The 24,242-nt window shown below is 33.5% G+C and carries 19 protein-coding genes, 2 pseudogenes and 1 riboswitch; of the genes and pseudogenes, 16 read left to right on the forward strand and 5 right to left on the reverse strand.

What is annotated here, in order from left to right:
- Positions 1-932 precede the first annotated feature (932 nt).
- From G577_RS0105935 to G577_RS12270, 8 genes are all read left to right on the forward strand, one after another.
- Positions 933-1,535 (forward strand): DUF1819 family protein, encoded by a 603-nt coding sequence (locus G577_RS0105935; RefSeq protein ID WP_028790421.1) that lies wholly within the window; start codon positions 933-935, stop codon positions 1,533-1,535.
- Positions 1,536-1,537: 2 nt separating this feature from the next.
- Positions 1,538-2,113, forward strand: a complete 576-nt coding sequence (locus G577_RS0105940) for a DUF1788 domain-containing protein (protein WP_038027648.1) — start codon at positions 1,538-1,540, stop codon at positions 2,111-2,113.
- A gap of 17 nt (positions 2,114-2,130) precedes the next feature.
- Positions 2,131-5,793 (forward strand): BREX system P-loop protein BrxC, encoded by a 3,663-nt coding sequence (brxC, locus tag G577_RS0105945; RefSeq protein WP_028790423.1) that lies wholly within the window; start codon positions 2,131-2,133, stop codon positions 5,791-5,793.
- Positions 5,794-5,854: 61 nt separating this feature from the next.
- Positions 5,855-9,394 carry a BREX-1 system adenine-specific DNA-methyltransferase PglX gene (gene pglX, locus G577_RS0105950; protein ID WP_028790424.1) on the forward strand — a complete coding sequence of 1,180 codons (3,540 nt, stop codon included), beginning with the start codon at positions 5,855-5,857 and terminating at the stop codon, positions 9,392-9,394.
- Between the two features lie 122 nt (positions 9,395-9,516).
- Positions 9,517-12,012 (forward strand): BREX-1 system phosphatase PglZ type A, encoded by a 2,496-nt coding sequence (gene pglZ, locus G577_RS0105955; RefSeq protein ID WP_028790425.1) that lies wholly within the window; start codon positions 9,517-9,519, stop codon positions 12,010-12,012.
- Positions 12,013-12,076: 64 nt separating this feature from the next.
- Positions 12,077-12,448, forward strand: a complete 372-nt coding sequence (locus G577_RS0105960; protein WP_028790426.1) for a hypothetical protein — start codon at positions 12,077-12,079, stop codon at positions 12,446-12,448.
- A 39-nt stretch (positions 12,449-12,487) separates the two neighbouring features.
- Entirely contained in the window at positions 12,488-12,940 is a 453-nt protein-coding gene (locus tag G577_RS0105965; protein ID WP_028790427.1) for a hypothetical protein, read from the forward strand.
- A 226-nt stretch (positions 12,941-13,166) separates the two neighbouring features.
- Entirely contained in the window at positions 13,167-13,367 is a 201-nt protein-coding gene (locus G577_RS12270; RefSeq protein WP_081675734.1) for a hypothetical protein, read from the forward strand.
- A 91-nt stretch (positions 13,368-13,458) separates the two neighbouring features.
- On the opposite strand, the gene G577_RS0105975 is transcribed toward G577_RS12270, so the two are convergent.
- Genes G577_RS0105975 through G577_RS0105985 form a run of 3 tightly spaced genes read right to left on the reverse strand, consistent with a single transcriptional unit; the run spans position 13,459 to position 15,318 of the window.
- Positions 13,459-13,722, reverse strand: coding sequence for a hypothetical protein (locus G577_RS0105975; protein WP_028790429.1), 264 nt, complete (start codon positions 13,720-13,722; stop codon positions 13,459-13,461).
- 58 nt (positions 13,723-13,780) lie between these two features.
- The gene (locus tag G577_RS0105980) at positions 13,781-14,332 is read right to left on the reverse strand and encodes an ECF transporter S component (RefSeq protein WP_028790430.1); all 552 of its coding nucleotides are present in this window, start codon (positions 14,330-14,332) and stop codon (positions 13,781-13,783) included.
- Entirely contained in the window at positions 14,329-15,318 is a 990-nt protein-coding gene (locus G577_RS0105985; protein WP_028790431.1) for a nucleoside hydrolase, read from the reverse strand. The genes G577_RS0105980 and G577_RS0105985 overlap by 4 nt, the downstream gene beginning before the upstream one ends.
- Positions 15,319-15,335: 17 nt before the next feature.
- Positions 15,336-15,380, reverse strand: a riboswitch (PreQ1 riboswitch).
- A 322-nt stretch (positions 15,381-15,702) separates the two neighbouring features.
- On the opposite strand from G577_RS0105985, the pseudogene G577_RS12635 reads away from it, so the two are divergent.
- The 5 genes and pseudogenes from G577_RS12635 to G577_RS0106005 form a co-directional block, all read left to right on the forward strand.
- Positions 15,703-16,395 (forward strand): annotated as a pseudogene (locus G577_RS12635) (exo-beta-N-acetylmuramidase NamZ family protein); the annotation flags it as partial.
- Positions 16,396-17,016 carry a DUF1343 domain-containing protein gene (locus G577_RS12640; protein WP_342341850.1) on the forward strand — a complete coding sequence of 207 codons (621 nt, stop codon included), beginning with the start codon at positions 16,396-16,398 and terminating at the stop codon, positions 17,014-17,016.
- A gap of 177 nt (positions 17,017-17,193) precedes the next feature.
- The gene (locus G577_RS0105995) at positions 17,194-18,465 is read left to right on the forward strand and encodes a GntP family permease (protein ID WP_028790432.1); all 1,272 of its coding nucleotides are present in this window, start codon (positions 17,194-17,196) and stop codon (positions 18,463-18,465) included.
- Between the two features lie 27 nt (positions 18,466-18,492).
- Positions 18,493-19,626 (forward strand): glycerate kinase, encoded by a 1,134-nt coding sequence (locus tag G577_RS0106000; protein WP_028790433.1) that lies wholly within the window; start codon positions 18,493-18,495, stop codon positions 19,624-19,626.
- A gap of 254 nt (positions 19,627-19,880) precedes the next feature.
- The gene (locus tag G577_RS0106005) at positions 19,881-21,032 is read left to right on the forward strand and encodes an ArgE/DapE family deacylase (protein ID WP_028790434.1); all 1,152 of its coding nucleotides are present in this window, start codon (positions 19,881-19,883) and stop codon (positions 21,030-21,032) included.
- Positions 21,033-21,118: 86 nt separating this feature from the next.
- On the opposite strand, the gene G577_RS0106010 is transcribed toward G577_RS0106005, so the two are convergent.
- Positions 21,119-21,829 carry a hypothetical protein gene (locus tag G577_RS0106010; protein ID WP_028790435.1) on the reverse strand — a complete coding sequence of 237 codons (711 nt, stop codon included), beginning with the start codon at positions 21,827-21,829 and terminating at the stop codon, positions 21,119-21,121.
- Positions 21,830-21,921: 92 nt separating this feature from the next.
- On the opposite strand from G577_RS0106010, the gene G577_RS11125 reads away from it, so the two are divergent.
- The 3 genes from G577_RS11125 to G577_RS11130 all read left to right on the forward strand — a co-directional run bounded on the left by G577_RS11125 (position 21,922) and on the right by G577_RS11130 (position 23,973).
- Positions 21,922-22,278: an ROK family protein gene (locus G577_RS11125; protein WP_081675733.1), complete on the forward strand. Its 357-nt coding sequence runs from the start codon at positions 21,922-21,924 to the stop codon at positions 22,276-22,278.
- A gap of 296 nt (positions 22,279-22,574) precedes the next feature.
- Entirely contained in the window at positions 22,575-23,375 is an 801-nt protein-coding gene (locus G577_RS0106020; protein ID WP_280453517.1) for an AraC family transcriptional regulator, read from the forward strand.
- A gap of 202 nt (positions 23,376-23,577) precedes the next feature.
- Positions 23,578-23,973: a GRP family sugar transporter gene (locus G577_RS11130; protein WP_231556768.1), complete on the forward strand. Its 396-nt coding sequence runs from the start codon at positions 23,578-23,580 to the stop codon at positions 23,971-23,973.
- On the opposite strand, the pseudogene G577_RS12165 reads toward G577_RS11130, so the two are convergent.
- A pseudogene (locus tag G577_RS12165) lies at positions 23,943-24,242 on the reverse strand (IS4-like element ISTeha3 family transposase); the annotation flags it as partial. The gene G577_RS11130 and the pseudogene G577_RS12165 overlap by 31 nt on opposite strands.

Genomic DNA, 24,242 nt, shown 5'->3' on the forward strand with positions numbered 1-24,242 from the left:
GCCTTACTGTAAAAAGCCTTGCATCTATTTTAACAAATAGATCGAATAAATGTTGGTAAATTAACAAATTAGCTATAATCAGGAGGCATTATATAACAAAGAATTTAGCACATCTCGGACTAAGTTGTCTTTTAACCTCTGTTTACCTTATTGCTACTGATAGGTACCAACACCGTTTTGCAGAATGGGCTATTGAGTTAAGGGGTGAAAATCTTTCAAGCCTTTTTGCCCTTTTCTTCTTTCTAATAGGCTCTTCCTTATTATGGTTCGATTTTGACTTACGTTTTTTTGACTCACATATAAATAAAAAACTAGTAACAATTGAAGCTTATCTAGGAATAGCAATGTACATATTGGTATTTGTTATTTGGTTAAATGTCTCTTATTATTTTTCTTATATTGCAAGTGTTTTGTTTCTTCCAGCAACTTTTTTGATTTTGAAATGGTTAGTTCCGTTGATTAAGGATTTAGGAAAAGCATATTCGAAGTTAAAAGATTTTGAGAAAGCTTCAATAATCATCCCAATTATTACTGTTTTTTTATCAGCACTATTAAAATGGTAAAAGATTAAACTAAGGTGTTATGGAAGTATTTTCAGAGATTATTGAATTTATATCATAGTTTTATAATGAGATAAAGACAATAAACTTTTTATACTTATACTTAGTATATTTTGAATAAACCAAAAAGAACAGTTATAATTTAGATATATCTTTTTATTCGGGTACAGTTACAGTTGAAGAAGAAAGTAAGTTCCTGTTGGAGAAGTTAGGTAAAGAATTATAATAAGAAATGAAAAATTGAAAAAATTTTATAAATTATTTTGGCGTTATGCTAAATGTTATACATATATCGTTATGTATTGTTCTAAATTTTAGACCTATCTGCTACAATAAATGGTAATATTTTATTACAAGGGAGGAGGAAATGAATTGTCACGAAATTACTCAGCTGGTTTAGTATCTAGACGTTTTTGGTTCCCAGAATTTAAGCTTTATATTCAGCTGAGGCTCGAAGGGAATACTGATTTAGAAATTAAAGCTAAAAATCAACAGGAAAATATTTTTCTTGCTCCAAGTAGTAACCGGCAAAAGGAAATCTTTCAAGGTGTTAAAAGAAGAGTTAACGCACTTGACCAACCAGGTATCGAGCTTTTCAATAAGCTAGACACTGATAATCAAAAGATTCTTAATCTGATTTCAGTTCTGATGCTAGACGATCTTTTTATTGATTTTATGAAAGAAGTTTATGCTGAAAAAATTAGAAATAGAGATAAATATTTATTACCAATTGATTATCGATCTTTCTTTACTGAAAAACAAAAAGTTTCTGAAAAAATGGGGCAATGGAGAGAATACACGTTGAAAAGATTGATGTCGATTTATCATACTTATCTAATTGAGGCAGGTTTGATTGTAGACAATAATAATTTCGATGAAATAACTCCTAAATTATTAGATAGGCGGCTTGTTCAATGGCTGATTGATCACAATCGAAAAGATATCATCATTGGTTTAGGGGGAGATTTATCGTGATAATGCCATTAAAAGAGCATATAGAAAAACTGAGCCAAACGATGGAGGAAGAAGACTTTTTATCAAATCATGGTTTAGGAAATGAAGTTGGTTATTACATATTCGATTATGATCCTAAGGATGAATTACGAATTCGTGATTATGTTAAAAATTTAAACGGTAGCTATGTTGGTGAAAAAACAAATTATGAAGTGAAAGTGTTTAATCTATATCAATTAATGTTAGAGTATTTGGATAAACGAGGGTTTACCGAAAAAGCGATTAAGATGGAAGAAAAGCGTGGTATGCAGAAGTTAATTGAAAGTATTGGTCGATTGTTAAAAATGGATCAAGCAGAAGAAAGTAACTTTTTCTTCGAATATGTTAATAATCATACACCCGAAAAAGCCGTAGTGCTTCTAACAGGTATTGGAGAAATGTATCCTTTAGTGCGTGCGCATTCTATTTTAAATAAAATGCATCAAGTGTTTGATCGTGTTCCAGTGGTTATGATGTATCCTGGTGAGTATGATAAATTAAGTTTAACAATACTTAATACAAATAAAGATGATAATTATTATCGTGCGTTTAGAATTTAAAGAAAGCAGATGATGTAATGTTAATTAAAGATATTTTTGAAAAACCAATTGATAGAAACATCGAAGGCGTTATTAAAGTTGGACAAACTAAAGAGGAAAACGTTCAGCAAGAGCTAGAAGAATACGTAGTAACAAAAGAGCTACAAAAACACTTTAAAATGATCTTTGAAGCTTATAAACAAAGTATTAACCAACCAACTGATAAGATGGGGATCTGGATTCAAGGCTTTTTTGGTTCTGGTAAATCACATTTTCTTAAAATTATTTCTTATTTATTGGCGAATCAAGAAGTTAATGGTGAAAAAGCAATTGATTACTTTAAAGAAGATCAAAAAATAAAAGATCCCTCTACATTAGATACTATTGAAAAATGTACACAAGTAAATAGTGATGTCATTTTGTTTAATATTGATTCAAAAAGTGATGCGGGAGGAAAAAAAGATAAAAGTGGCATTGTTAATGTCTTTTTGAAAGTATTTAATGAAAAATTAGGTTTGAGTACAATTCCTTATTTGGCTGATTTTGAACGTTACTTAATTCGAGAAAAAAAATATGATGACTTTAAAATAGCTTTTAAAGAGATCACTAAAATGGAATGGAAGGAGGAACGACATGAGTTTGATTGGATTCAAGATGACATTAAAGAGGCAATCCTAAAAATTGATCTGATGAGTGATGCAGCAGCAGATAACTTTTTAGAAAAAGCGTCTGGTACATATTCTATTAGTATTGAATCCTTTGCTAAGTTAGTGAAAGAACACATCGATAGACAAAATGGTGATTACCATATTGCCTTTTTAGTTGATGAAGTAGGGCAATATATTGGCGGTAATCGTGATCTTACTTTGCAATTGCAAACAGTAGTTGAAGATTTAGGCAGATATTGTGAAGGTAAAGCTTGGGTAATTGTTACTAGCCAAGAAGCGATTGATCATGTGTCTCATTTTGAAGGTTATTCGAACCATGATTTTTCAAAAATCAAAGATCGTTTTGCCACAACCGTTAGTCTATCTTCTGCTAATGCTGATGAGGTGATTAAAGAACGCATTTTAAAGAAAAAGAAGTTTGCGAGCGATTCTTTAGAAGTTGAGTACGAATCGATTGAAACAGAGCTGACGAATAAATTATTATTTGTTGATAGTCCGGAGTTAAAGCTTTTTGAAAGTGGAAATGATTATGCAGAAGTTTACCCATTTGTCCCTTATCAATTTAACTTATTAGGTCAAATTTTGACTGAAATTCGGCAACATAGTTATGAAGGGTCTAATTTATCTTCGGGCGAACGTTCATTGCTTGCGATGTTCAAAGAAGCCGCAGAACGGAACAAGGAAAATGATACCACGTCTATTGTATCGTTAGATCAGTTTTATGCGTCCATGGAAAAATGGCTGGATACTGAAATTAGTCGGGTGATTGTACAAGCGACCAATAATAGTAACGTTATTACTCCAATGGATACCGATGAGTTTAATGTCGATGTTTTACGTGTGCTTTTTATGATTAAATACGTAGATAATGCTATTAAACCTAACGTTGAGAATATTACAAGTTTAATGATTCGTAACGTCGATGAAGATCGTGTTGCTACAAAAAAACGGGTGGAAAGTGCTCTAGAAATTCTGATTGAACAAAACTTTGTACGTAAGAATCTAGATAGTTATATTTTTCAAACGAATGAAGAACAGGAAATTACTCAAGAAATTAAACATCAAGAAGTTAGTAATACTGATTTAGTCGTAGAATTGTCTAAACGAATATTCGACGGTGTATTGGATTCAAATAGTTTTGCCTATGATAAAAAAGGAATGTCTGGTGGTACGAAGTTTAAGAATCGCTATATCTTTACCTACGCACCTGTTCTGGATCAGCGTCCCCATAAACAGGTAACTAACGCTGATATGACGGTACAAATTATTTCTCCGTATTCTGATTTATCTGGTCAAGATGCGGAGCTTGCAATAAAGAGTTCACGTAACTTATTACTTATTGAGTTACCCAATGATAGTGAATTTAAAACGGATCTATCAACTTACATTCAGATGAATCGTTACCTAACTACAAATTATAGTAGTGTAGTAAAAAATTTCGAAAGAATTCGTTCAGAAAAATCAGCTGAATCACAGGAGTTAAGTAGTGATCTAGACGAACAATTAAGTGTTTTATTGAAGAATGCTAAATTTTTCTATAATGGTGAAGAAATTAAAATAAGCGGAGCTGATTTCAAGCAAAAATTACAAAACGCATTGCAGAAAATGGCAGACGAAGTTTATCATAAGTTAGGGCAAATTGATTCTCCTAAAGATGATGGAGACATTCTAGCAGCTCTCCGTGATACAGATCAGCAAGAGATGATTGAAGATACTTCAAATCAATTAGCTATAGATGAAATTTTTCGTTTTGTGACTGAGCAGAAGCAAAACCATTTGACAATTACTATGAAAACAATACGGGATCGTTTCGAAACGAAGCAGCCTTATGGATTTAACGAATTAGATGTTGAATGGTGTATTGCAATATTATTTATTACTGGCGAGATCGATTTATTGTATAATAATGTAAACCTCTCACGTATGGATAGTCCTGATAAAAATCGAACAATTATCCAAAAGCGTCGCGAAAGTGAGAAGATCAAGGTCGAACCTAGTATAGTGATTTCAAATAAATTGAAAAAAACAGTTGATCAGGTTGCTCGAGAACTGTTCCATCACACAGCGATTGTGGATGATAATAATAATGAAAAAACTATGCAAGATTTCAACAAAAGAGTTGTGCAACAGTTGCAAGAGTTAAAAGAAGATTTTAAGGATTCTAACTATACGTATCCAAGTGCTCATGAGTATGAAACGTATAAAAGATATTTAGAAGCTATAAATAATACGAAAGATATCGAAGAGTTCTTTAATACCGTGAAAAAATACCGAGAGGAATTATTTGATTGGGCAGAAATTTATGAGCAAGTACAGAATTTCCATAAACCTGGGAGTAAACAAAAAGAGTTTTGGGAAAAAGCTCAAGATAACGTTTATCTTATCGAAAGTAGTCAAAGTGAAATCTTAAATGATGATGTCCGCAATATTATTGCGGAGATAAAAACTATTCTAAAAAAAGCAAATCCTTATTCTGATATGAGTCGCTTAAATGAATTAAATGAACAATTTAGGAATAGTTATTCAGAATTGTTAGAAGAACAAGCAGAAGTTATACTTGTTAAGTGGGAAGACGAAAGGCAAGCTGTATTATCTTTATTAGCAAATAAACCTTTCGAAGAGCAATTTGTACCAAAAGTAAATGAAGCTTTTCAACAATTAAAAGAAAAAATTGAAACAGCCGATAAAGTGGATACATTAGTTATTCTGGATAATCAAGTAAAACAACAATTTGAAAAATTTAGATCCTTATTTGATAACGAAGCGAATCGTAGACGACAGGAAGAAGCATTACGGAAACGACAAAAAAAGAATGAGGTTGCCGAAGATTATGAAGAAATTAAAAATTCTTCACAAACACATGATTCAATACAAGCTATTACACCAATACACAAGACAGTTTCATTACGTTCATTAAATGTTCACTCTAGATCAATAGACAGTATAGACGATGTGGATGCGTTAACGAGGGAATTAAATCAAAAGCTTAAAGAACAATTAGATGAAAATATTATTTTAGATTTTAATTTTTAATAAAAGAGCAGACAGAAGATTGTCTGCTCTTTTATAAGAGAATTGAGAGGTAGGGAAATTTGTGGACAGAAAAGCGATTAAAAGTTTTGCAGTTAATGCTCGTAGAAAACTAATCAACGAAGTTACGAGGAAAGCGAGTCTGCTAGGGATAAATAACGAACATATCAAAAATGTTTCTCAAATTGATAAAAACTTACAAGAAGTAGCAGGAACGCGTATCCAAGGAAAAGAGATTACGCAAAGAAAACAACTTGTTAATGAATTATATCGACGTGAAACAAATTCAACTTATCAAGAGGCCTTCCAAAGTTTAATTGATGAAGTTGCTTATACTTGGTTTAACAGATTGATTGCCATTCGTTTTATGGAAGTTAATGATTATTTACCAGATGTGTATCGTGTACTATCTAGTGAGTCAGTCGCAAAAAAAGAACCTGATATAATTACGGATATTTATGAAACAGATCTTTATGAAGAAATGACTGTAAACGAGAAAGAACAAGTGCGACAATGGAAAAATGACGGATCATCTGAAGCGATGGATCAGCTCTACCAGTTGGTATTCATAAAAATCTGTAACCAATTGAATGACTATTTACCAGAATTATTTGAGCCAATTGAAGATTACACTGAACTATTATTTACGGCTTCTTATATTAAAGAGGATGGTGTGATTCGCGAATTATTGACCATACCGGAAAAGGACTTTGATGTATCTCAAGGGGGACAAATTGAAATTATTGGTTGGCTATATCAGTATTATAATAGTGAGCCACATAATGAAGTTGTTAATATTTATAAGAGTACTGTTAAAAAGAAAGATATTCCAGCAGCAACCCAGCTATTTACTACGGATTGGGTTGTGCGATACATGGTTGATAATTCATTAGGAAAATACTGGTTAGATCATTATCCTGATAGTGAGGTACGTTCAGAATTGACTTATTTAATATCGGATAAATTCAATGACAAAAAAACAAGTATTAAAAGTGACTTACAGCCTAAAGAATTAAAAATTATGGATAATGCAATGGGTTCAGGACATATTTTAGTTTATGCCTTTGATGTTCTAATTACTATATACTCTTCCGTAGGTTATTCGCAACGAGATGCTGCTCGTTTAATTATTGAGAATAACTTATATGGGTTAGAAATTGATAAACGCGCCTATCAAATTGCATATTTTGCTATTATGATGAAAGGTAGGCAATACGACCGTTCATTTTTAAGAAAAAAAGTTCAGCCTAACATTAGAAAATTCATTGATTTACCTGAAATTACTGATGAATATAGAGATAGAATCATAACATTAAATAATGGTCAAAATGATAAATTTGAGGAATATAAGCGAAATGTATTCGAACATTTTATTAATGCGAAGGAGTTAGGTTCTATTATTAAGCTAACAAACCAAAACAATAATCAGATTACCAAGGAATACCTGCAAGAGATTCGTGAATATCTTTCGATATTTAATGATTATAATACAATGGATGAACTTTATGGGCTTAAGAATGTACAAGAAAGTTTATTAGAAATATTAGATATTGCTGAAATGATGATTGATAAGTATACAGCGGTGGTAACTAATCCCCCTTATTTGAATAAGATGGATAAATTTTTGAAAGCATATGTAATGGATCGTTATAGAGATGTAAAAAAAGATTTATTTTCTGTGTTCATTCAAATGAATAGCCAAATGCTGGTTAAAGACGGTTATGCTTCCTTCATGTCCCCATATGTTTGGATGTTTATTTCTAGCTATGAAAAATTACGCTCTTTTTTGATTGAAGAACGGACAATTTCTAGTTTAATTCAAATGGAATATTCAGCTTTTGAAGAAGCGACAGTCCCAATTTGTACGTTCACTATCAAAAATTCGCAGGACTATATTGGGAACTATATTAGACTTTCAGATTTTACTGGAGGAATGGAAGTACAACGCTTAAAGACCTTAGAAGCTATAAATAATTTTGAAAACTGTGACTATCATTATAATGTAGATCAGTCAAATTTTAAAAAAATTCCAGGAATGACAATTGCTTATTGGGCTAATGATAACATAACAAATGTATTTACTAGTCAAATTAAAAATAACTATCATGTTTTAGCAGGAATTTCTACTGGTAATAATGAAAAATATTTGAAATACTGGCATGAAATAAATTTTTCAAAATTTAGAATTGATTTTTTTCCCATTTCTAAAGGAGGAAATTTTAGGCGGTGGTATGGGAATAATGAGTTTGTTGTTAATTACACTAAGAAAACTATAGAAGAAATGGAGAAATTGCCAGGATTTCGGCATGATGGAAAAAACTTCTATTTTAAAGAGATGCTTTCTTGGTCGAAAATAACTTCTGGAAAAATTAGTGTTAGAAAATACCATGGAGCAATTTTTGATAGTTCAGCACCTGCAATTTTTCCAGCGAGTAATTACCTATTGGGTTTTTTAAATTCAAAAGTTGCTTCACAAATTATGGGACTAGTTAATCCTACATTAAATTCACCACCTGGGTATGTGTCGGTATTACCTGACCCATATTTTTCTAAAGAAGCAGTTGAGGAACTTGTTGAAGCCTGTGTTAATCTCTCTATATCCGACTGGAACGCTTTTGAAAGTTCTTGGAATTTTTCGACTCATCCCTTCCTATTATTCAAGAAAAAAGGTACATTAAAGGAAGCTTTCAACTCGTGGACCAAAGTGGCGGAAAGGCGTTTCCAAAAACTAAAAAATACTGAGGAAAAATTAAATCTAGTTTTTATTAAGTTATACAATTTAACTGAAGATATTACTCCGGAAATTGAAGATAGGGAAGTAACTGTAAATAAAGGAAGTCTATTGAGAGAGATAATAAGCTTTATATCATATGCTGTGGGATGTATGTTCGGTCGTTATTCTCTCGATGAAGAAGGACTAATTTATGCTGGTGGTACTTGGAATGCTGATCGTTACCACAAATTTAAACCTAATACAGACAATGTATTGTTAATTACAGACAACGAATATTTCCGAGACAGTTCAATGGACATCGTTAATCGTTTCATCGACTTTGTGGAAACAACTTTTGGCAGAGATACTTTAGAAGAAAACTTACAGTTTATTGCAGATACTTTAGGCGGTAAAGGTACAAGTCGTGAAATTCTTCGTCGGTATTTTGTCAAAGATTTTTATAAGGATCATTTAAAAACCTACCAAAAACGACCGATTTATTGGCAATTAGACTCGGGTAAACAAGATGGGTTTAAAGCATTGATTTATTTACATCGGTACACACCAGATCAGTTGGGGAAAGTTCGAACGGACTATCTGCATGAACTACAGAAAGCTTACAACAATCGTATTGAATTAAGAACACAACAGATACAAGCAAGTGAAAATCAAAAAGAAATTAATTCGATGCAAAAAGAAATTGCCAAAGTTCAAAAACAATTAAAAGAAATTCGGGAATATGATGAAAAATTAAGTCACTTAGCTTTGCAGCGGATTGAATTAGATTTGGATGATGGCGTAGTTGTTAATTACGATAAATTACAACGAGCCCCGGATGATGGCAAAAAATATTCAATTTTAGCCAAAGGTGTCAAGGAACCTAAAAAGTAGTATTTAAGGAAGTCAGAGTGACCTGGCTTCTTTTTTACATAGCATCCTTATTATAGTAAAATTATACTTATCATGATAAGTATAAACATAAGTATAAAGAAAAAGATGATACAGGTGAAATCATGTCAAACATCAACTTAGAACAAATCGAAGATAAATTAAATCAGCATTTTTCTGATTATGGACCGCGAAAGATTGTTTTTTGGTTTGATGAAAATCAAGACTTTATCGAGGATATCGACCATTTAAACATTGAAAATGCTAAGGTTTATCATTTAGATGAAAGAGCACAGTTTAAAGCAAAACGAGAATTAGAATATATTAACCCAGTATCAAATTATTTGGTTTATGCCCCCTTTGCACGTTGGGAAGATACAGACGAAAATAATCATCTATTGAGTATCTTAAAATATTCAGAAGAATTCAATGCGGATAGGTTAGCGATTTTAATGAGCGAATTAAATATTCCACAACGTTTTTATAAAGTAGTGGAACAATACAAAACTTTTTTTAATTCTAAAAATCGTGTAGAACGTTTTTCTTATTTTTCAACGCCTTTTTCTGATTCCGTGGAAATTGAACAAACTATTATGGCAGTATTGTTAAAATCTTCAAGCAGACGTTTAAACGATTTGCTCCGCGTTGTTCTTCAACGTTATGCAGATGACGATAAAAATCCTCTAGCAGAATTAGCTAAGTATCAATTGGATGTAAAATTTTGGCAGCTTATAGAGCAACAATTTGGTTATAAAGATATTCAACCTACATTAGAAAAACTGGCAAATTGCTTGTTTTTGAACTATTTTTATGAGCAAGTTGATCGAGAAATGCCTGAAAAACTTAAGTTTTATCAGGTCATTTATTTACGCAATAATATTGTGATATTTATAGATCAATTTATGAATGATACACGCTATATGGCAGCTTTTGATCGTTTGTCAGAAAAAGTTTACCATTCAATCGATGGTGAAAAACTAATTGATTCAGTAAAAATAGATGATTTGATGGAAGTAGATGTGTTTTCCTCTATTCATCAACGGATATTACATTTTTATGCAGAATGTCTTGCAGCAGGAGATACAACAACTAAAGTTGCGGGTAAAACGATTGTAGAAAGTATTGATAAGAGGGAAAAACTGCACTTTGGGCACGATTACAAATATGATTATCAGTTATTAAAACATGCATTTTACTTAGTGAATGAAGAAGCATTGAAGGTATTCGGTACAACTAAAGAACTACTACAGCGATATGAACAAGAATTATACTGGGTTGATACTCATTATCGTAAAGTAGTTTGGAATAGCGATCGAGTGCAAGAAAAACAAGCTTATGATAATGTACTAAGTTTAGTGGAAATGAATTATACTCGATTTTTAGATCAAGTTGGTAAAATTTGGAACGAATCTTTAACTATGGGTAACTATCCTTCCATTCGTAATTTTTATGATCAATCAGTTGTGAATAAGTCTGTCAGAACGGTGGTAATCATTTCAGATGCTTTTCGTTTTGAATTAGCTAAAAATTTACAGCGTCAACTAGATAAAGAAAAAAAATTTAACAGCGAAATAAAAAGCTGTCTTTCTGTATTACCTTCTGTGACAGAATTTGGCAAAGCTGCTTTATTACCTCATAAGGAGCTAACTTATGAAGATGGAGCTCAGGTTTTAGCAGATGGTCAGAAAACAAATGGGCTAGTTAACCGTAATGAGGTTCTGCAAAATAAGAATGCGCAAAGCTTAGCAGTGAATTTTGAAGATATAGTTGCTATGAATAGAAAAGAATTGAGAAATCTTATGAGTGGTAAAGGTGTCATTTATATTTATCATGATCAGGTGGATAAAAATGGAGATCATGCTAATGAAAAAGCAGTATTTGATGCCTGTGAAAAAGCTATCAAGGAGATTTTTAAATTTATCCAACGTATGCATAACGCTGGTAGTGTTTACAGATTTGTTGTTACTGCTGATCATGGTTTTATTTATCGGCGCAGTAAAATAGCTGAAGCTGATAAAATTGAAAATCCTTCTGCGAATAAAGAAGATCGAGTAGAGCGTCGCTTTATTCTCAGTAAAAATGACTATACTGAAATGGGTACGAAAAGCTATTCTCTTGGAAAAATATTAAATAATGATGATCCAAGAAACATTTGTGTACCTATCACTTCGAGTATTTTCAAAAAAGCAGGTGGGGGGCAAAATTATATTCATGGTGGAGCTTCCATCCAAGAAATGCTTATCCCAGTGTTAGAAATTACTGCCGCAAAAGGAAGCAGTGCTAAAGAACCTATCTCCGTGGAACTAACGACGAACAATTATCATATTATCGGTTTATCTACGTCGCTTGAGTTTTATCAAAAACAAGCTGTAGATGAGAATTATGCGAGTGTATCATATCGCTTATACTTTGAGGATGAACAAGGAGAACGAATTTCTAATGAAGTGAATTATGTGGCTAATTCAAAAGATACAAACGCTAATAGACGCTTTAGTAAGTTTGACTTTGAGTTTGTAAATCGAAAATATACAGTAGAAGAAACCTATTATTTAATTATGGAAAATCAAGATGCGGGTTTTTCAAAACGGATTAAATTTATCATTGATAATCCGTTTGATTAGTATCAACGCATATGGTTAAAAGGAGTTAAAAAGTAAACAATAATGTAAATTTAAGGAGGAGTCTATGTACTTTTACGAGGAGAAAACAAAACAGGGGTATCGTTTATTTCAATCATTACAATCAACAAGAAAAATTGTTAATCGCTTAGTAAATGAGCCTTTTCTTATTAAAGTTGTAAAATCAGAAATTACAGATGAAGAAGATGGTACGTATAGTGCTGAATTGCACTTTTATCAACTTGATTTTGCTGAGTCTAAACAATCTGAAAATATTTTTTGCATTTTATCAGAACTTACTTTTTCTGATTTAAATAAATATAAAGAGCTCGTTCGATTAATTTCAACAAAAAGCATGAATAAATTTAAAACCAAAATAAGTACGTCTATACAACAAAATGAACGAATGTTAAAAGTGTTAGATGAGCTTTATTATTAGCTTTAAAGGGAATAATTTAGTAAAGGATGGGTATTTACAATGAAAAAGTTTACTAAAGGGTTAATGTTGGGCATACTATCTTTAGCAGTTTTAGCTGGGTGTAGCTCAAATGTTTCAGAAGATGATTTGAAGACTAATGATTGGACGATTGAACCAGAAGAGGAAGATGTACCTAATATGATTGCTTCTTTTTCTGATCACGTAATGACAATAAACGTTGATGTAGATAGTATGGAATCAACTGCAACTGATGAGTGGGAACAAATGGGCGAAGATTTTGCTAAAGAGCTAGCTAGTGAAATGGACTTTAAATTAGAATATACGTTAGACGGAGATCAGATTACACTACAAGATACAGAAAATGAGGACGAAAGTAACACATTTGAAGTCTCTGAGGAAGATGATAATATTACATTTACGCCTAGTGAAGATGAATCAGATGATGATATAGAAACTATAGTATTGGAACCTAGGGAAAGTGAAGAAGACTGAGAATTTACTATGATAAAACCATCTTGTATATAGGTTAAAAAATGATAATTTAAATTTATAAATAAGAACAAATAAATATCAACGAAGGTGAAGAAGTTGAACAATTATAGAAAAATTATAACGTTATTATATGATGAATGCTTTCCTCATAAAAAAATTCTCTAGATTTGCAGATTTAGATAAAGACGCGGAGATAAATATAGACTTCAAACTTCATAGTGAATATTTGTATACACTTGTGTGTAGGAAGGGCAATATATTGGATTATATAAAGAAGGATAATTACTATATTACGGATACACAACAATTAGCTCAAGAGCATGATCGTCAAATAATTGAAGAAAGTTTTGCCGATTCTGAAACTGGCCGTACTGTTTCTGAAGAAGAGATGCGACAAGAATTTGGAAAATACGGTTGGGGCAAGTAAATGAATGAGTTTCCATTCTTTGGAAATTATAGAGCCGAAATTTTAAAACGCGAGAAAGCTTGTTAGTAAATACAACCTTTCTCGCGTTTTTTTATTGAAACCAGGTGATTGAAGATAACGCAGTATCAACGTCTATATTAGGTTTCTGTAACTCAGTATATAAAGAAACTCCTTTTTGCGATAATTTTTTATTAAGGGCTAACTGCCTAAATTTAGCTTTTATTTCTTTTAAAATAGTAAATTCATTTTCTCCATTATCAAGTTGTTTAATGGCAGTATTTAAAATTTCCTGTTCATAGTTTTCTTCTAAACGAATAGCTTCCAATTTGTTTCGTAAGGATTGTGATGATTTCATAGAATACCTTCTTTCTTGAAAAATAAACCCGTTGCTAATTATACTAGATCAAACTTTTCTAACGAGAAATTGCCCATTTTTTTCCTAATAGACGAGTCGCGAATAGTACAAAAATAATGGTTAACAGCTTATCTAAGTAATCTGTTGCAACCTGGACTAAAAATACTGCAAGTGATTGACTCATTCCCGCACCGTAAAGTAGCTGCACGATAATACTGGACCCAGCAGAAGTAATTCCGTTAAAAAGGATGACTGTGATAATTGTTGAAAGGATGGTTCCAGGTAAGGAAATGGCTAAAGCGAACCACCAACTGTTTTTTAATTGGTTTCCTTGCATTCGTTTGTATAAAACGCCTGCAACGGCACCAGTGATTAATTGAACGGGCATGAAAAATAAGGAGAAGATATCAGTGGTTACGCCCATAAGGACGCCAGTTGTACCTCCGACTATTATTCCAGAAACAGGACCTAAAAGACTGGCAGCAAGAATGGTTCCAACAGCATCTAAATAAATAGGCACTCTTAACATTAATATAAAATTACTACAAACGATATTTAAAACGATACAGATCGCCATCAGTACGATGGAACGAGTATTAATTTTTCTCATGATCTTACCTCCAATAATTGAGGTAGAACTTGAGACAGCTGTGATCCTTCTGCTTTACATACGCGTGACAAAAATAAATGCCAAAAAGCTGTTTGATCTACATCCGTTAAAATATAACTATTATTCGGTAGTTGCCAAAAGTTATGATCATCCACAATCGATTGCCCACGACTTATACCAGTTGTTGCGATTTCTACATGACTATTAAAGCCTTTGGCAAGTGTGGGAGCAAGTGCATAAGCAATAGTCAAAGGATCGTTAATCACACAACCGAGAACTGTTTCATGTTCCCAGTGATAATCAAAATAAAATTGGGTAATTTGTTGAATAAATTGATAAATTTGTTCATCGGTGTGTTTCATATACTCGAGAATTGTTGGTGTTAAGACGATTTTGCGCGTTACGTCCAATCCAACCATTTCAATTGAAACAGGTAAATTTTGACTAAAAACAAATTTTGCGGCATCGGGATCGCACCAAAAATTATACTCAGCAACTGGTGAACAATTGCCATGAGAACGGTAACTACCTCCCATTATAATAAAACGTGAGATTTCTGCAAAACAATTTGGGTCTTCTTTTAAAGCTAATGCGATGTTTGTGAGAGGACCTAAAGCTAATACAGTGGTATTAGGATTTTGTTTCAATGTATTTTTTATAAATGAAATAGCATTTGCCTTTGGTTGAACAGAAGTGACAAAGGGAATTCGACTATTACCTAAGCCATCTTCGCCATGAGTATCTTGAGCACTTTCAAAAGGTACTTTTAGTGGTTCTTCAGCGCCTATATATACTGGAATGTCCAAACGATCAACTAGACGCAAAACTTTTAACGCATTTTGCGCGCCAATAGTTGCTGGTGCATTACCACTAACAATAGTGATGCCGACAACGTTAAATTCTTCTGATTGTAAAGCTAGAAGTAGTGCTAAACTATCGTCTATTCCAGGATCACAATCAATGATGATATTTTTCTTTGTATTCATTTTCCTACCTCCTTGTGAAGTTCTTGGTTTTTTATTCTGGGAAGTTTCCGAACCAGTCCAGGTGTGTCCACCTGATTTTATGAATACTTGTTTAGTATACAACAAAAAGAAAATCATGTAAGTATAGTTTTTACGTGAAGTATATGCTTATTCAATAAAGTCACTTTTAGATAGAATATTCACCTTGTCTAGCTATATAGCATTTGAAACTTTATTTCAAATAAACGCTTATTAATATATTCACTTGTAACAACATTTCTTTTATGTTATCTTTTTGTTAAGAAAGCGCTTTATAAATAAGAAAAAGGGGTGAAAATCATGTTTAAAATAAGAAAGAAAACTTTGTTTTTAGCCACTGTATTTTTATTTTTATCCATATTTGGTATGGAGAAAATTGCGTCAACTGATGAAAATGAGGAATTTCAATTTGGCATTGAGGTTTTACTTGATGAGCAAAAAAATTTGTTGGAAGATAAAAGAGTAGGTTTAGTAACAAATCCTACAGGAGTCAATCAAAACTTAGAAAGTGATGTAGACCTTCTTTTTAGCGATCCTGACATTGATTTGACGGCTTTATATGGTCCCGAACACGGCGTGCGAGGAAATGAAGAAGCTGGTGAATATATAGAATTTTATACTGATCCAGAAACAGAATTGCCTGTATATAGTTTATATGGTGAAACACAAAAACCTAGCGATGAAATGTTAGAAGATGTTGATACGTTAGTATTCGATATTCAGGATGCCGGTGTAACTTATTATACTTATGTCTGGACGATGTATAACGTCATCGAGGCAGCAGCCGAAAATGATAAAGAAGTTGTGATTTTAGATCGTCCTAATCCCCTTGGAGGAGATCGAGTAGAAGGCCCCGTTTAAGTGGAAGATGATTACGCTTCTTTTGTAGGCTTGATGGATTTAGCGATGATTCATGGGATGACCTTTGGTGAAATCGCAGAATACTTTAATGAAGAGTTCGATCTAGAAGCAGATCTTTCAGTCGTACAGATGAAAAATTACGATCGTAGTAAAAAATACTCTGAATTAGAATTACCGTTTGTTATGCCATCACCGAATATGCCCACCACAGAAAGTGTTGACGTTTATCCTGTTACTGGCTATTTTGAAACTTTTGAAAATATTTCTGAAGGCAGGGGTACCGCAAAGCCATTCCAATTGATTGGTGCTGAATTTATAGATAGTACGCAGTATGCAAAAGACTTGAATGAATTAAACTTACCAGGAGTTAAATTCAGACCAGCAGCATTTACGCCAGCTCCTGGACAAAAAGTGGAAGAAGAACTTGCAGAAGGGGTCGAAGTATATGTTACCAATACAGATAATTATGATCCAGTTTATACTGGACTGTCTATGATCAAAGTCATAAATGATAACTATTCTGATAATATTGAATGGCGTGATGATGAATGGCTAGCTCAACTAACAGGAAAGTCTTATATTGAAGAAGATTTAAAAAATGGAGAAGAAGTAGAGAACATTGTAGAGAAATGGCAGCCTGAACTAGAAGAATTTAAAGAAACAAGGGAAAATTATCTTTTATATGAATCGTCCAATTTGGATGAAGAACAGAGAGAATCTCCTTTGTCAAATTCAAATACGATAGTGTGGACCATTATTGGTGGAACAATATTGGCTGGACTAGGAGTTTTGTGCTATATAAAGCAAAGAAAGGAATAGTCGCAAAACGATTTTAAATTTGCGTTTTAATTCACAATCGTATATAATAATCAAAGATGGGAGTAACTGATTGTAAGACTTAACCTAATTTTGTGTGGTTACACTTATATGAAATATCACTCATTAAACTTTTAGCTCACGTTACATATTTATCATAAAATTTTGGAAGGGGAGAATATGGACATACAAGTCAGTGCTTTAGGTGCTATAATTGGATTGCTTATTTCTATTGTTTTAATTTTTATGAAAGCGCCACCAGTGTATGGACTTTTTGTAGGAGCGCTAGCAGGAGGAATGATTGGAGGAGCATCATTAGAAGAAACAATTGAATTAATGATTAGTGGAGCACAAGATATGATAACAGCTATACTAAGAATTTTAGCTGCTGGTATTTTAGCAGGAGTTCTAATCAAAACTGGTGGTGCAGAATCCATTGCTCGAACAATTATTCATAAAATTGGTGAAACAAGAGCACTCTTTGCCTTAGCCTTGGCAACGTTGATTTTGACTGCAGTTGGTGTGTTTGTGGATATTGCTGTTGTTACGGTTGCGCCTATTGCATTAGTTATTGCTAAAAATGCCAATATCAGCAAAACGGCTATTTTGTTGGCTATGGTTGGTGGCGGAAAAGCGGGAAATATTATGTCGCCCAACCCTAATACAATAGCTTTATCCGATGCTTTTGCCACTCCTTTGACATCTGTTATGCTTGCTGGCGTGTTACCAGGTATAGTCGCTTTATTTTTTACTTATTTTTTAGCGAAACATTTAAGTTTAACGAAAAAAGATGCTAAAGTGGCGCTAACAGACATCGAACATAAAGAAAGTCCTGAGACAAAATTACCAAGTTTTAAAGCAGCTCTTTCTGCACCGCTTGTCGCTGTCGTTTTACTTTCCCTCAGACCGACATTTGGTATTGAAATTGATCCTATGGTTGCTCTACCGTTGGGAGGAATAGCTGGGTCAATTCTTATGGGGCAATTTCAAGGAATCATCGACCAAGCCACATTTGGATTAAGTAAAATGTCCAATGTTGCTGTTTTATTAATTGGTACCGGTCTAATTGCTGGCGTGATAACGAATTCGACTTTAGGCGATGTGCTGATTCGTTTTATTTCTGATTTGGGCTTACCTGTTTATCTTTTAGCGCCATTAGCAGGGACTATGATGTCGGCTGCCACAGCTTCCACAACTTCAGGTGCTATCGTAGCTGGACAGGTATTTAATACTACGCTGCTGGAATCTGGTATCTCAGGTATCGCTGGAGCTGCTATGATTCATGCAGGAGCAACAGTATTGGATCATATGCCTCATGGTAGTTTTTATCATGCTACAGGAGGAAGTGTTCAAATGAGTTTTAAAGCTCGGTTAAAGGTTGTGCCTTATGAAACTTTAGTTGGTCTAGTGATTACCGCTGTTTCAGTCATTATGTTTGGCGTCGTGAGTTAATTTTTTAGAGTAAGAAAGAGGGAAGTTATGAAAATTGTGATTGCACCAGATTCATTTAAAGAAAGTATGACATCTCTTGAAGCAGCAACAGCTATTGAAGAGGGATTTAAAATGGTAATGCCAGCGGAAGAATACGTAAAGATTCCAATGGCCGATGGAGGAGAAGGCACTGTGCAATCGATTATTGACGCAACAGGCGGCAGTTTTAAAGCAGTGACTGTCAAGGGTCCTCTAGGAGAATCATTGGAAGCACAATATGGCCTATCAGGAGATCAAAAATTAGCGGTTATTGAAATGGCTGCTTCTTCCGGATTAGATAAGGTAGCTGTTGATAAACGTAACCCTTTGAAAACATCGACTTATGGCTTTGGTAAATTAATACGATCAGCCTTGGATGAAGGTGTCGAAGAGATTCTTTTAGGTATTGGTGGAAGTGCGACTAACGACGGGGGCGCGGGAATGATTATGAGTCTAGGAGGAAAACTGTTAGATAAAAATAACAACCCCATTACACCAACTGGAGAGGGGATAAAAAAATTAGCATCGATTGATATCTCACAAATGCATCCACGTATTCAAGAAGTTTCTTTCAAAGTCGCTTGTGATGTTGATAATCCGCTAACAGGTCCAAATGGCGCCTCCTATATTTATGGGCCTCAAAAAGGTGGAACGCCCGAAATTCTTGAACAATTAGATCAAAATTTAAAACATTTTGCGTCTATTGTACAAAAACAATTGGGAAGAAATATTGATTCGCCATCAGGAGCTGGAGCAGCAGGTGGATTAGGTGCTGGTTTGTTGGGATTTTTGAATGCTGATCTTCAAAGAGGAGGAGAATTATTAGTTGAAATATTAAAACTAGAAGATTCGGTAAAAGACACCGATCTTTTGATAACTGGTGAAGGGGGCATTAACCATCAAACCCGTTTTGGAAAAACACCTGTAGCCGTCTCCCGAGTTGGAAAAAAACATGGTATTCCCACCATCGCTTTGACGGGTTCTTTAAATAAGGGGTACGAAACGATTTATGAAGAGGGAGTGATGGCTGTCTTTAGTATCATTCCACGGCTGACTTCTTTGGAAGCAGCTTTAGAAAATGGAGAAGAAAATTTAAGATCTTTGTCGACTAACATAGCCACGATTATAAAAGCGAGCTTTTAATAAAGTATAATTAAACGCACCTTATAGTAATTGATTTGGCAATCGAAAATTTGTTTTTTTACGATAAAGTTGTAAACTATACTTTCCATTTTTTCTCAATTTGAGTCTTAAAAAGCCAAGAAGACTTGTATTCATTAACAATCTTTCTTGGATTTTAATTTTTTTGTAAACTTATTCATTATAATATGATAGTTTATGTATGTAAGTTTTTTTCATTTCGAGGGACAATTTGAATAATCAGAAAGGTGCGTAAAATGAAAAAAGAAAAACAAATTGAAATTTTATCAAATTTGATTGCTATCGATTCAGTCAATGATAAAGAGGCAGAGGTAGCTGACTATATTGCTTCTTTATTTGCACCTTATAAAGACCGAGAGGATATCGAGATCCAGCAAATTCCTTATACTCCGGGTAGAATTAATCTGGTAGTTACTATTGGTAAAGGATCTAAAATTTTGGGCTTTTCCGGACATGAAGATGTGGTAGATGCAGGGGATCTAAGCGCATGGGATAGTGATCCTTATAAAGCCGAAATCAGAGATGGTAAATTATATGGACGTGGAGCGACTGACATGAAAGGTGGATTGGCCGCCTTAGTGATTATGATGCTTGAGTTTCTTGAGGCAGATAACATCCCCGGTAAGATAAGATTGCTCGCAACAGTGGGCGAAGAAACAGGTGAATACGGAGCGGCTCAATTGACAAGAGAAGGATATGCTGACGGACTGGCTGGATTAATCATCGCCGAACCTTGCGATGAAATGCAAGAAATCGGCATCTCAGCTAAGGGTGTGATTGATTATACTGTGACAGCTTCAGGCAAAGGCGCACATAGTTCGAAACCTGATGAAGGAGTTAATGCCATTGATCATTTAATTGATTTTGCCAACGAAGTACGGTCCCTTATGGCAAAATTTGATAAAGTGGATCCAGTTTTAGGAAAACTGACACATGTTCAGAGCGTTTTTCATGGCGGTGAACAAATTAATAGTGTTCCTTCAAAAGCAAAAATGAAAGGCAACATACGTACTATTCCAGCTTATCCCAATCAGGTAGTGTTTGATGCACTAGATCGATTAATTGATCAATTAAATCAGAAATCTGGATATGACTTAAACATTCAATACATCTTTCCAGAAGAAGCTGTTTCAGGTGATTCTGATTCAAGTCTAGTTCGATTAATTAAAAGTGTACATGCACAAATATATTCAGCCCCAGTTAAAGTAGGCGGGAAATCGGGAGCTAGTGACGCTTCTGAATTTTTACATGCTGAAGGGGATTTTAGTATCGTGCAAATGGGCCCCGGAAACCATACTGAGCATCAGAGTAATGAGAACATAGCGCTAGAAGATTTTTATCAAGCTATTGAATTTTATAAGAAATTGGCAGAGGCGTTTTTTATATAAAAAGGAACAGAAACTCGTGAAAACTTTTTTCACGAGCTTTTTGTGGAAATTATTATAATTTATACACTTTATAACGAAACGCTTTCTTATTGGAATGACTTTAATAAATTTGTTCGGTACCAACGAAACGCATATTCCCCCCAGTCTTTTTTGGTAAGATTTTTTGTTTCAGCTGGATATATAAGATCGAAGTTTTCACACTCTAAAATAATATCAGTTACGTATCCTTTATTTGACGGGACTAACAATGAAAAGAAGGGGGCACGAAATGTTTTAATTTTATTAATAAATGCGTCGTCAAGGAACGCTGTTTTGTATTTTTCTTTCGTTCGAATATCTTCGAAATAGATTTTATTTTCCAACTCAATAGGACGAAACAAACTTACTACAAAGGAAGTTGGCCAAGTAGCAATTATGGACTTCTCTTTTTCATAAGGAAACCAGTCCAACATTTGTTGAAATATTTTTTTACCTGTACTTTCTGTCAACAAATAATAATCGCGAGTTAGTTCACAGTAGTCTTGATAAGACTGACGAAACGCAAAAACTTGCCGTACTTCTTCTATTTCATTTCGTGGAAAGTAATATTTTTTAACGAAACCAGGTGCTTTTTCAGCCCAGTTACCATTGTCTACATATTCAATCAGTACTTTCATTACAGCTAAAAACATCACGTATCTGTCCATATCAGGATAACTTTCCAGTTTGTCCTTGAGTTGACGACTTATATCATCGTCAAAGGGATTTCCTTGTTTTTCTTCAAATAACTTTCTCTTTTCTTTTTCTGTTTTCTTCATTTCACTCTTCCTTTCCATATTTTTGTTTATATTAGCATAGCGAAGGCGCGAATGTTCTCATAAAGTAAGTCAATTTTTGGAAGTACAGTGAAATAAATTTCAGCTTTCCGACTTTCTTTGAAAAATCTAATCAAAACGTAGATGGCGTTCAACTTTTCGATTTAAAAAAAGCGGGAAATGATAATGCGATACGATCGATTTCAAAAATGTATAATTACTTGGCAGAAAGTTTATATAATATTCAAGTATCTTTAGATCCAGAGATGATTATTATTGGTGGTGGTATTTCCGGCCGAGATGAATTTATCGATGAATTGCGTAAACAGCTATATAATTATTTAGCTAAAAAGGGGATTGAGACAATTATGCCTAAGATTCATGCTTGTCAATACAAAAATGATGCGAACTTAATTGGGGCGGCTTTGAATTTTGAAACGTTAAACCAATAAAGTAGCTGTTTGGTAGAAAAAGCTATTAAGACGAACATATTTTGAATGAATTCAACTTATTGTTGTAGTTTAGTTAACCGTAAATATATATAAATAGGTCTGTTTCTACATAGAAACAGACTTATTTTCTTTAGAAGAAGTAAAAATGTACCTTATCATGAGATGAAATTGTTATAATGGATAATATATCATGAGAAACTTTTGATTTTTCTAAAACTAAAAAGGCGGTAATTGTCATGCAGCAGTTGTTTCAACCAAAGTTTTTTACACAAAGTTTTGACAAACAGACACCACACATGATCTATATTAGTAAGGTTGATAAAAAGGACCGTAATCATCCACGCACGTTACACTCTCATTCCGAGATTGTGAAATTGATTTTAATCACCGGGGGACAAGGCAACATTTTTATTGATGAAGAACAAGTTCCCGTTCAAAAAGGAGACCTAGTTGTATATAATAGTGGCGTTATACATGAGGAATTTTTTAGAAATGAAGCCGTTTCTTTGTATTGCATTGGTTTAAGAGGAATCAATGAAAAAGGGCTTCAGGCAGGAGAATTAGTCCCTGAACAAAGCTCACCTGTTTTTAAAACAGGTGAATTATTTCCTTCGATAGTTAATCTTTTTGAAACTTGTTACTTTATTTTAGAACAGAGAAAATCAAATTATGCGATGATTGTACAACAGCTTTTTGAAACTTTATTAATTTTAATAAAAACAAACATTTTACTGCCAGGAAACGATAAGTCAGAAAATAGTGAAAAGTTGGCTATTGTGCAAAATATTAAATTATATATGGATAAAAATTATACTGAAGAATTTAAAATAAAAAATTTGGAAAACAATAAACAATGGCAAATTAATCCTTTTTACTTCGCTCATAAATTCAAAGACATTTATGGTTATTCGCCTATTGAGTATTTACAACGACGTAGAATTGGGGAAGCTCAAACATTGTTAATTACTACTAATCTTTCAGTAACGGAGATTGCCAATAGTGTAGATTTTAACAGTTCAGCTTATTTTTCGACCATATTTAAAAAAATCGTATCATTAAGTCCTAAAGAATATCGAAAACAATATGTGAAGCATTGAACGCAAGATTTTAAAAGTATAAACCATATGTATTTAAGTAATGGATTGTTTTCAGCATTTGTAAGTCATTAGTTTCACAAGATAAGAAAATACTTTTTAAAATCTACCTTTTATAATATAAATAGAAACACGAATTTTAAATAATGAATAGTACTTTTTATTATAATAAAATTTGTGAAATAAAAAACAAAAAGGTGATTTTATGGGAAATATTTTATTAGGTCTAGTGCCCGCATTGATGTGGGGCCTTCAGCCACTCGTTATGCAAAAAATTGGCGGTAAAGCAACGAATCAACAAATGGGGATGTCTATGGGGACACTTCTATTTTCGGTTGGAGTATTGCTTTTTCATCAGCCTGCTGAGTGGAACGCTAATTTAATTATCGCTTCTTTATTATGTGGAATTTTTTGGTCATTTGGACAAATTAACCAAATTAAAAGTTTTCATATTATTGGTGTTTCACGTGCAATGCCAATTTCAACTGGAACTCAGCTTTTAGGGACTACTTTAGTTGGCGTTCTTTATTTTCGTGAATGGACACAAGCGATGCAATTTATATTAGGAACTCAAGTTTCACACACCAAATTCGGTAGATAAGCCTTGATATAATTGGGCAGCGTATCGATCCAGAGCTGCAGTTGACTTTCAATGAAGTCTTGTAGTTTATGACTCGCTTTTTCACTGACTGCTTGCAAAATGTCCATTAGTTCTAATAAAGCCACCGACCAGTCAAGTTCTTTTATTTGGTCAGCAAGTTCATAAAATAAGCCGCCTAAGGTCCGCTCGTCATTGGCACAGCGTTGTTGCCAACTTAATAAGATGTAGCGCGTGAACACAATGGTGGTATGACAAATCAAGGCTTGATA

The organism is Tetragenococcus muriaticus DSM 15685, assembly GCF_000423785.1.
Lineage (GTDB): Bacteria > Bacillota > Bacilli > Lactobacillales > Enterococcaceae > Tetragenococcus > Tetragenococcus muriaticus.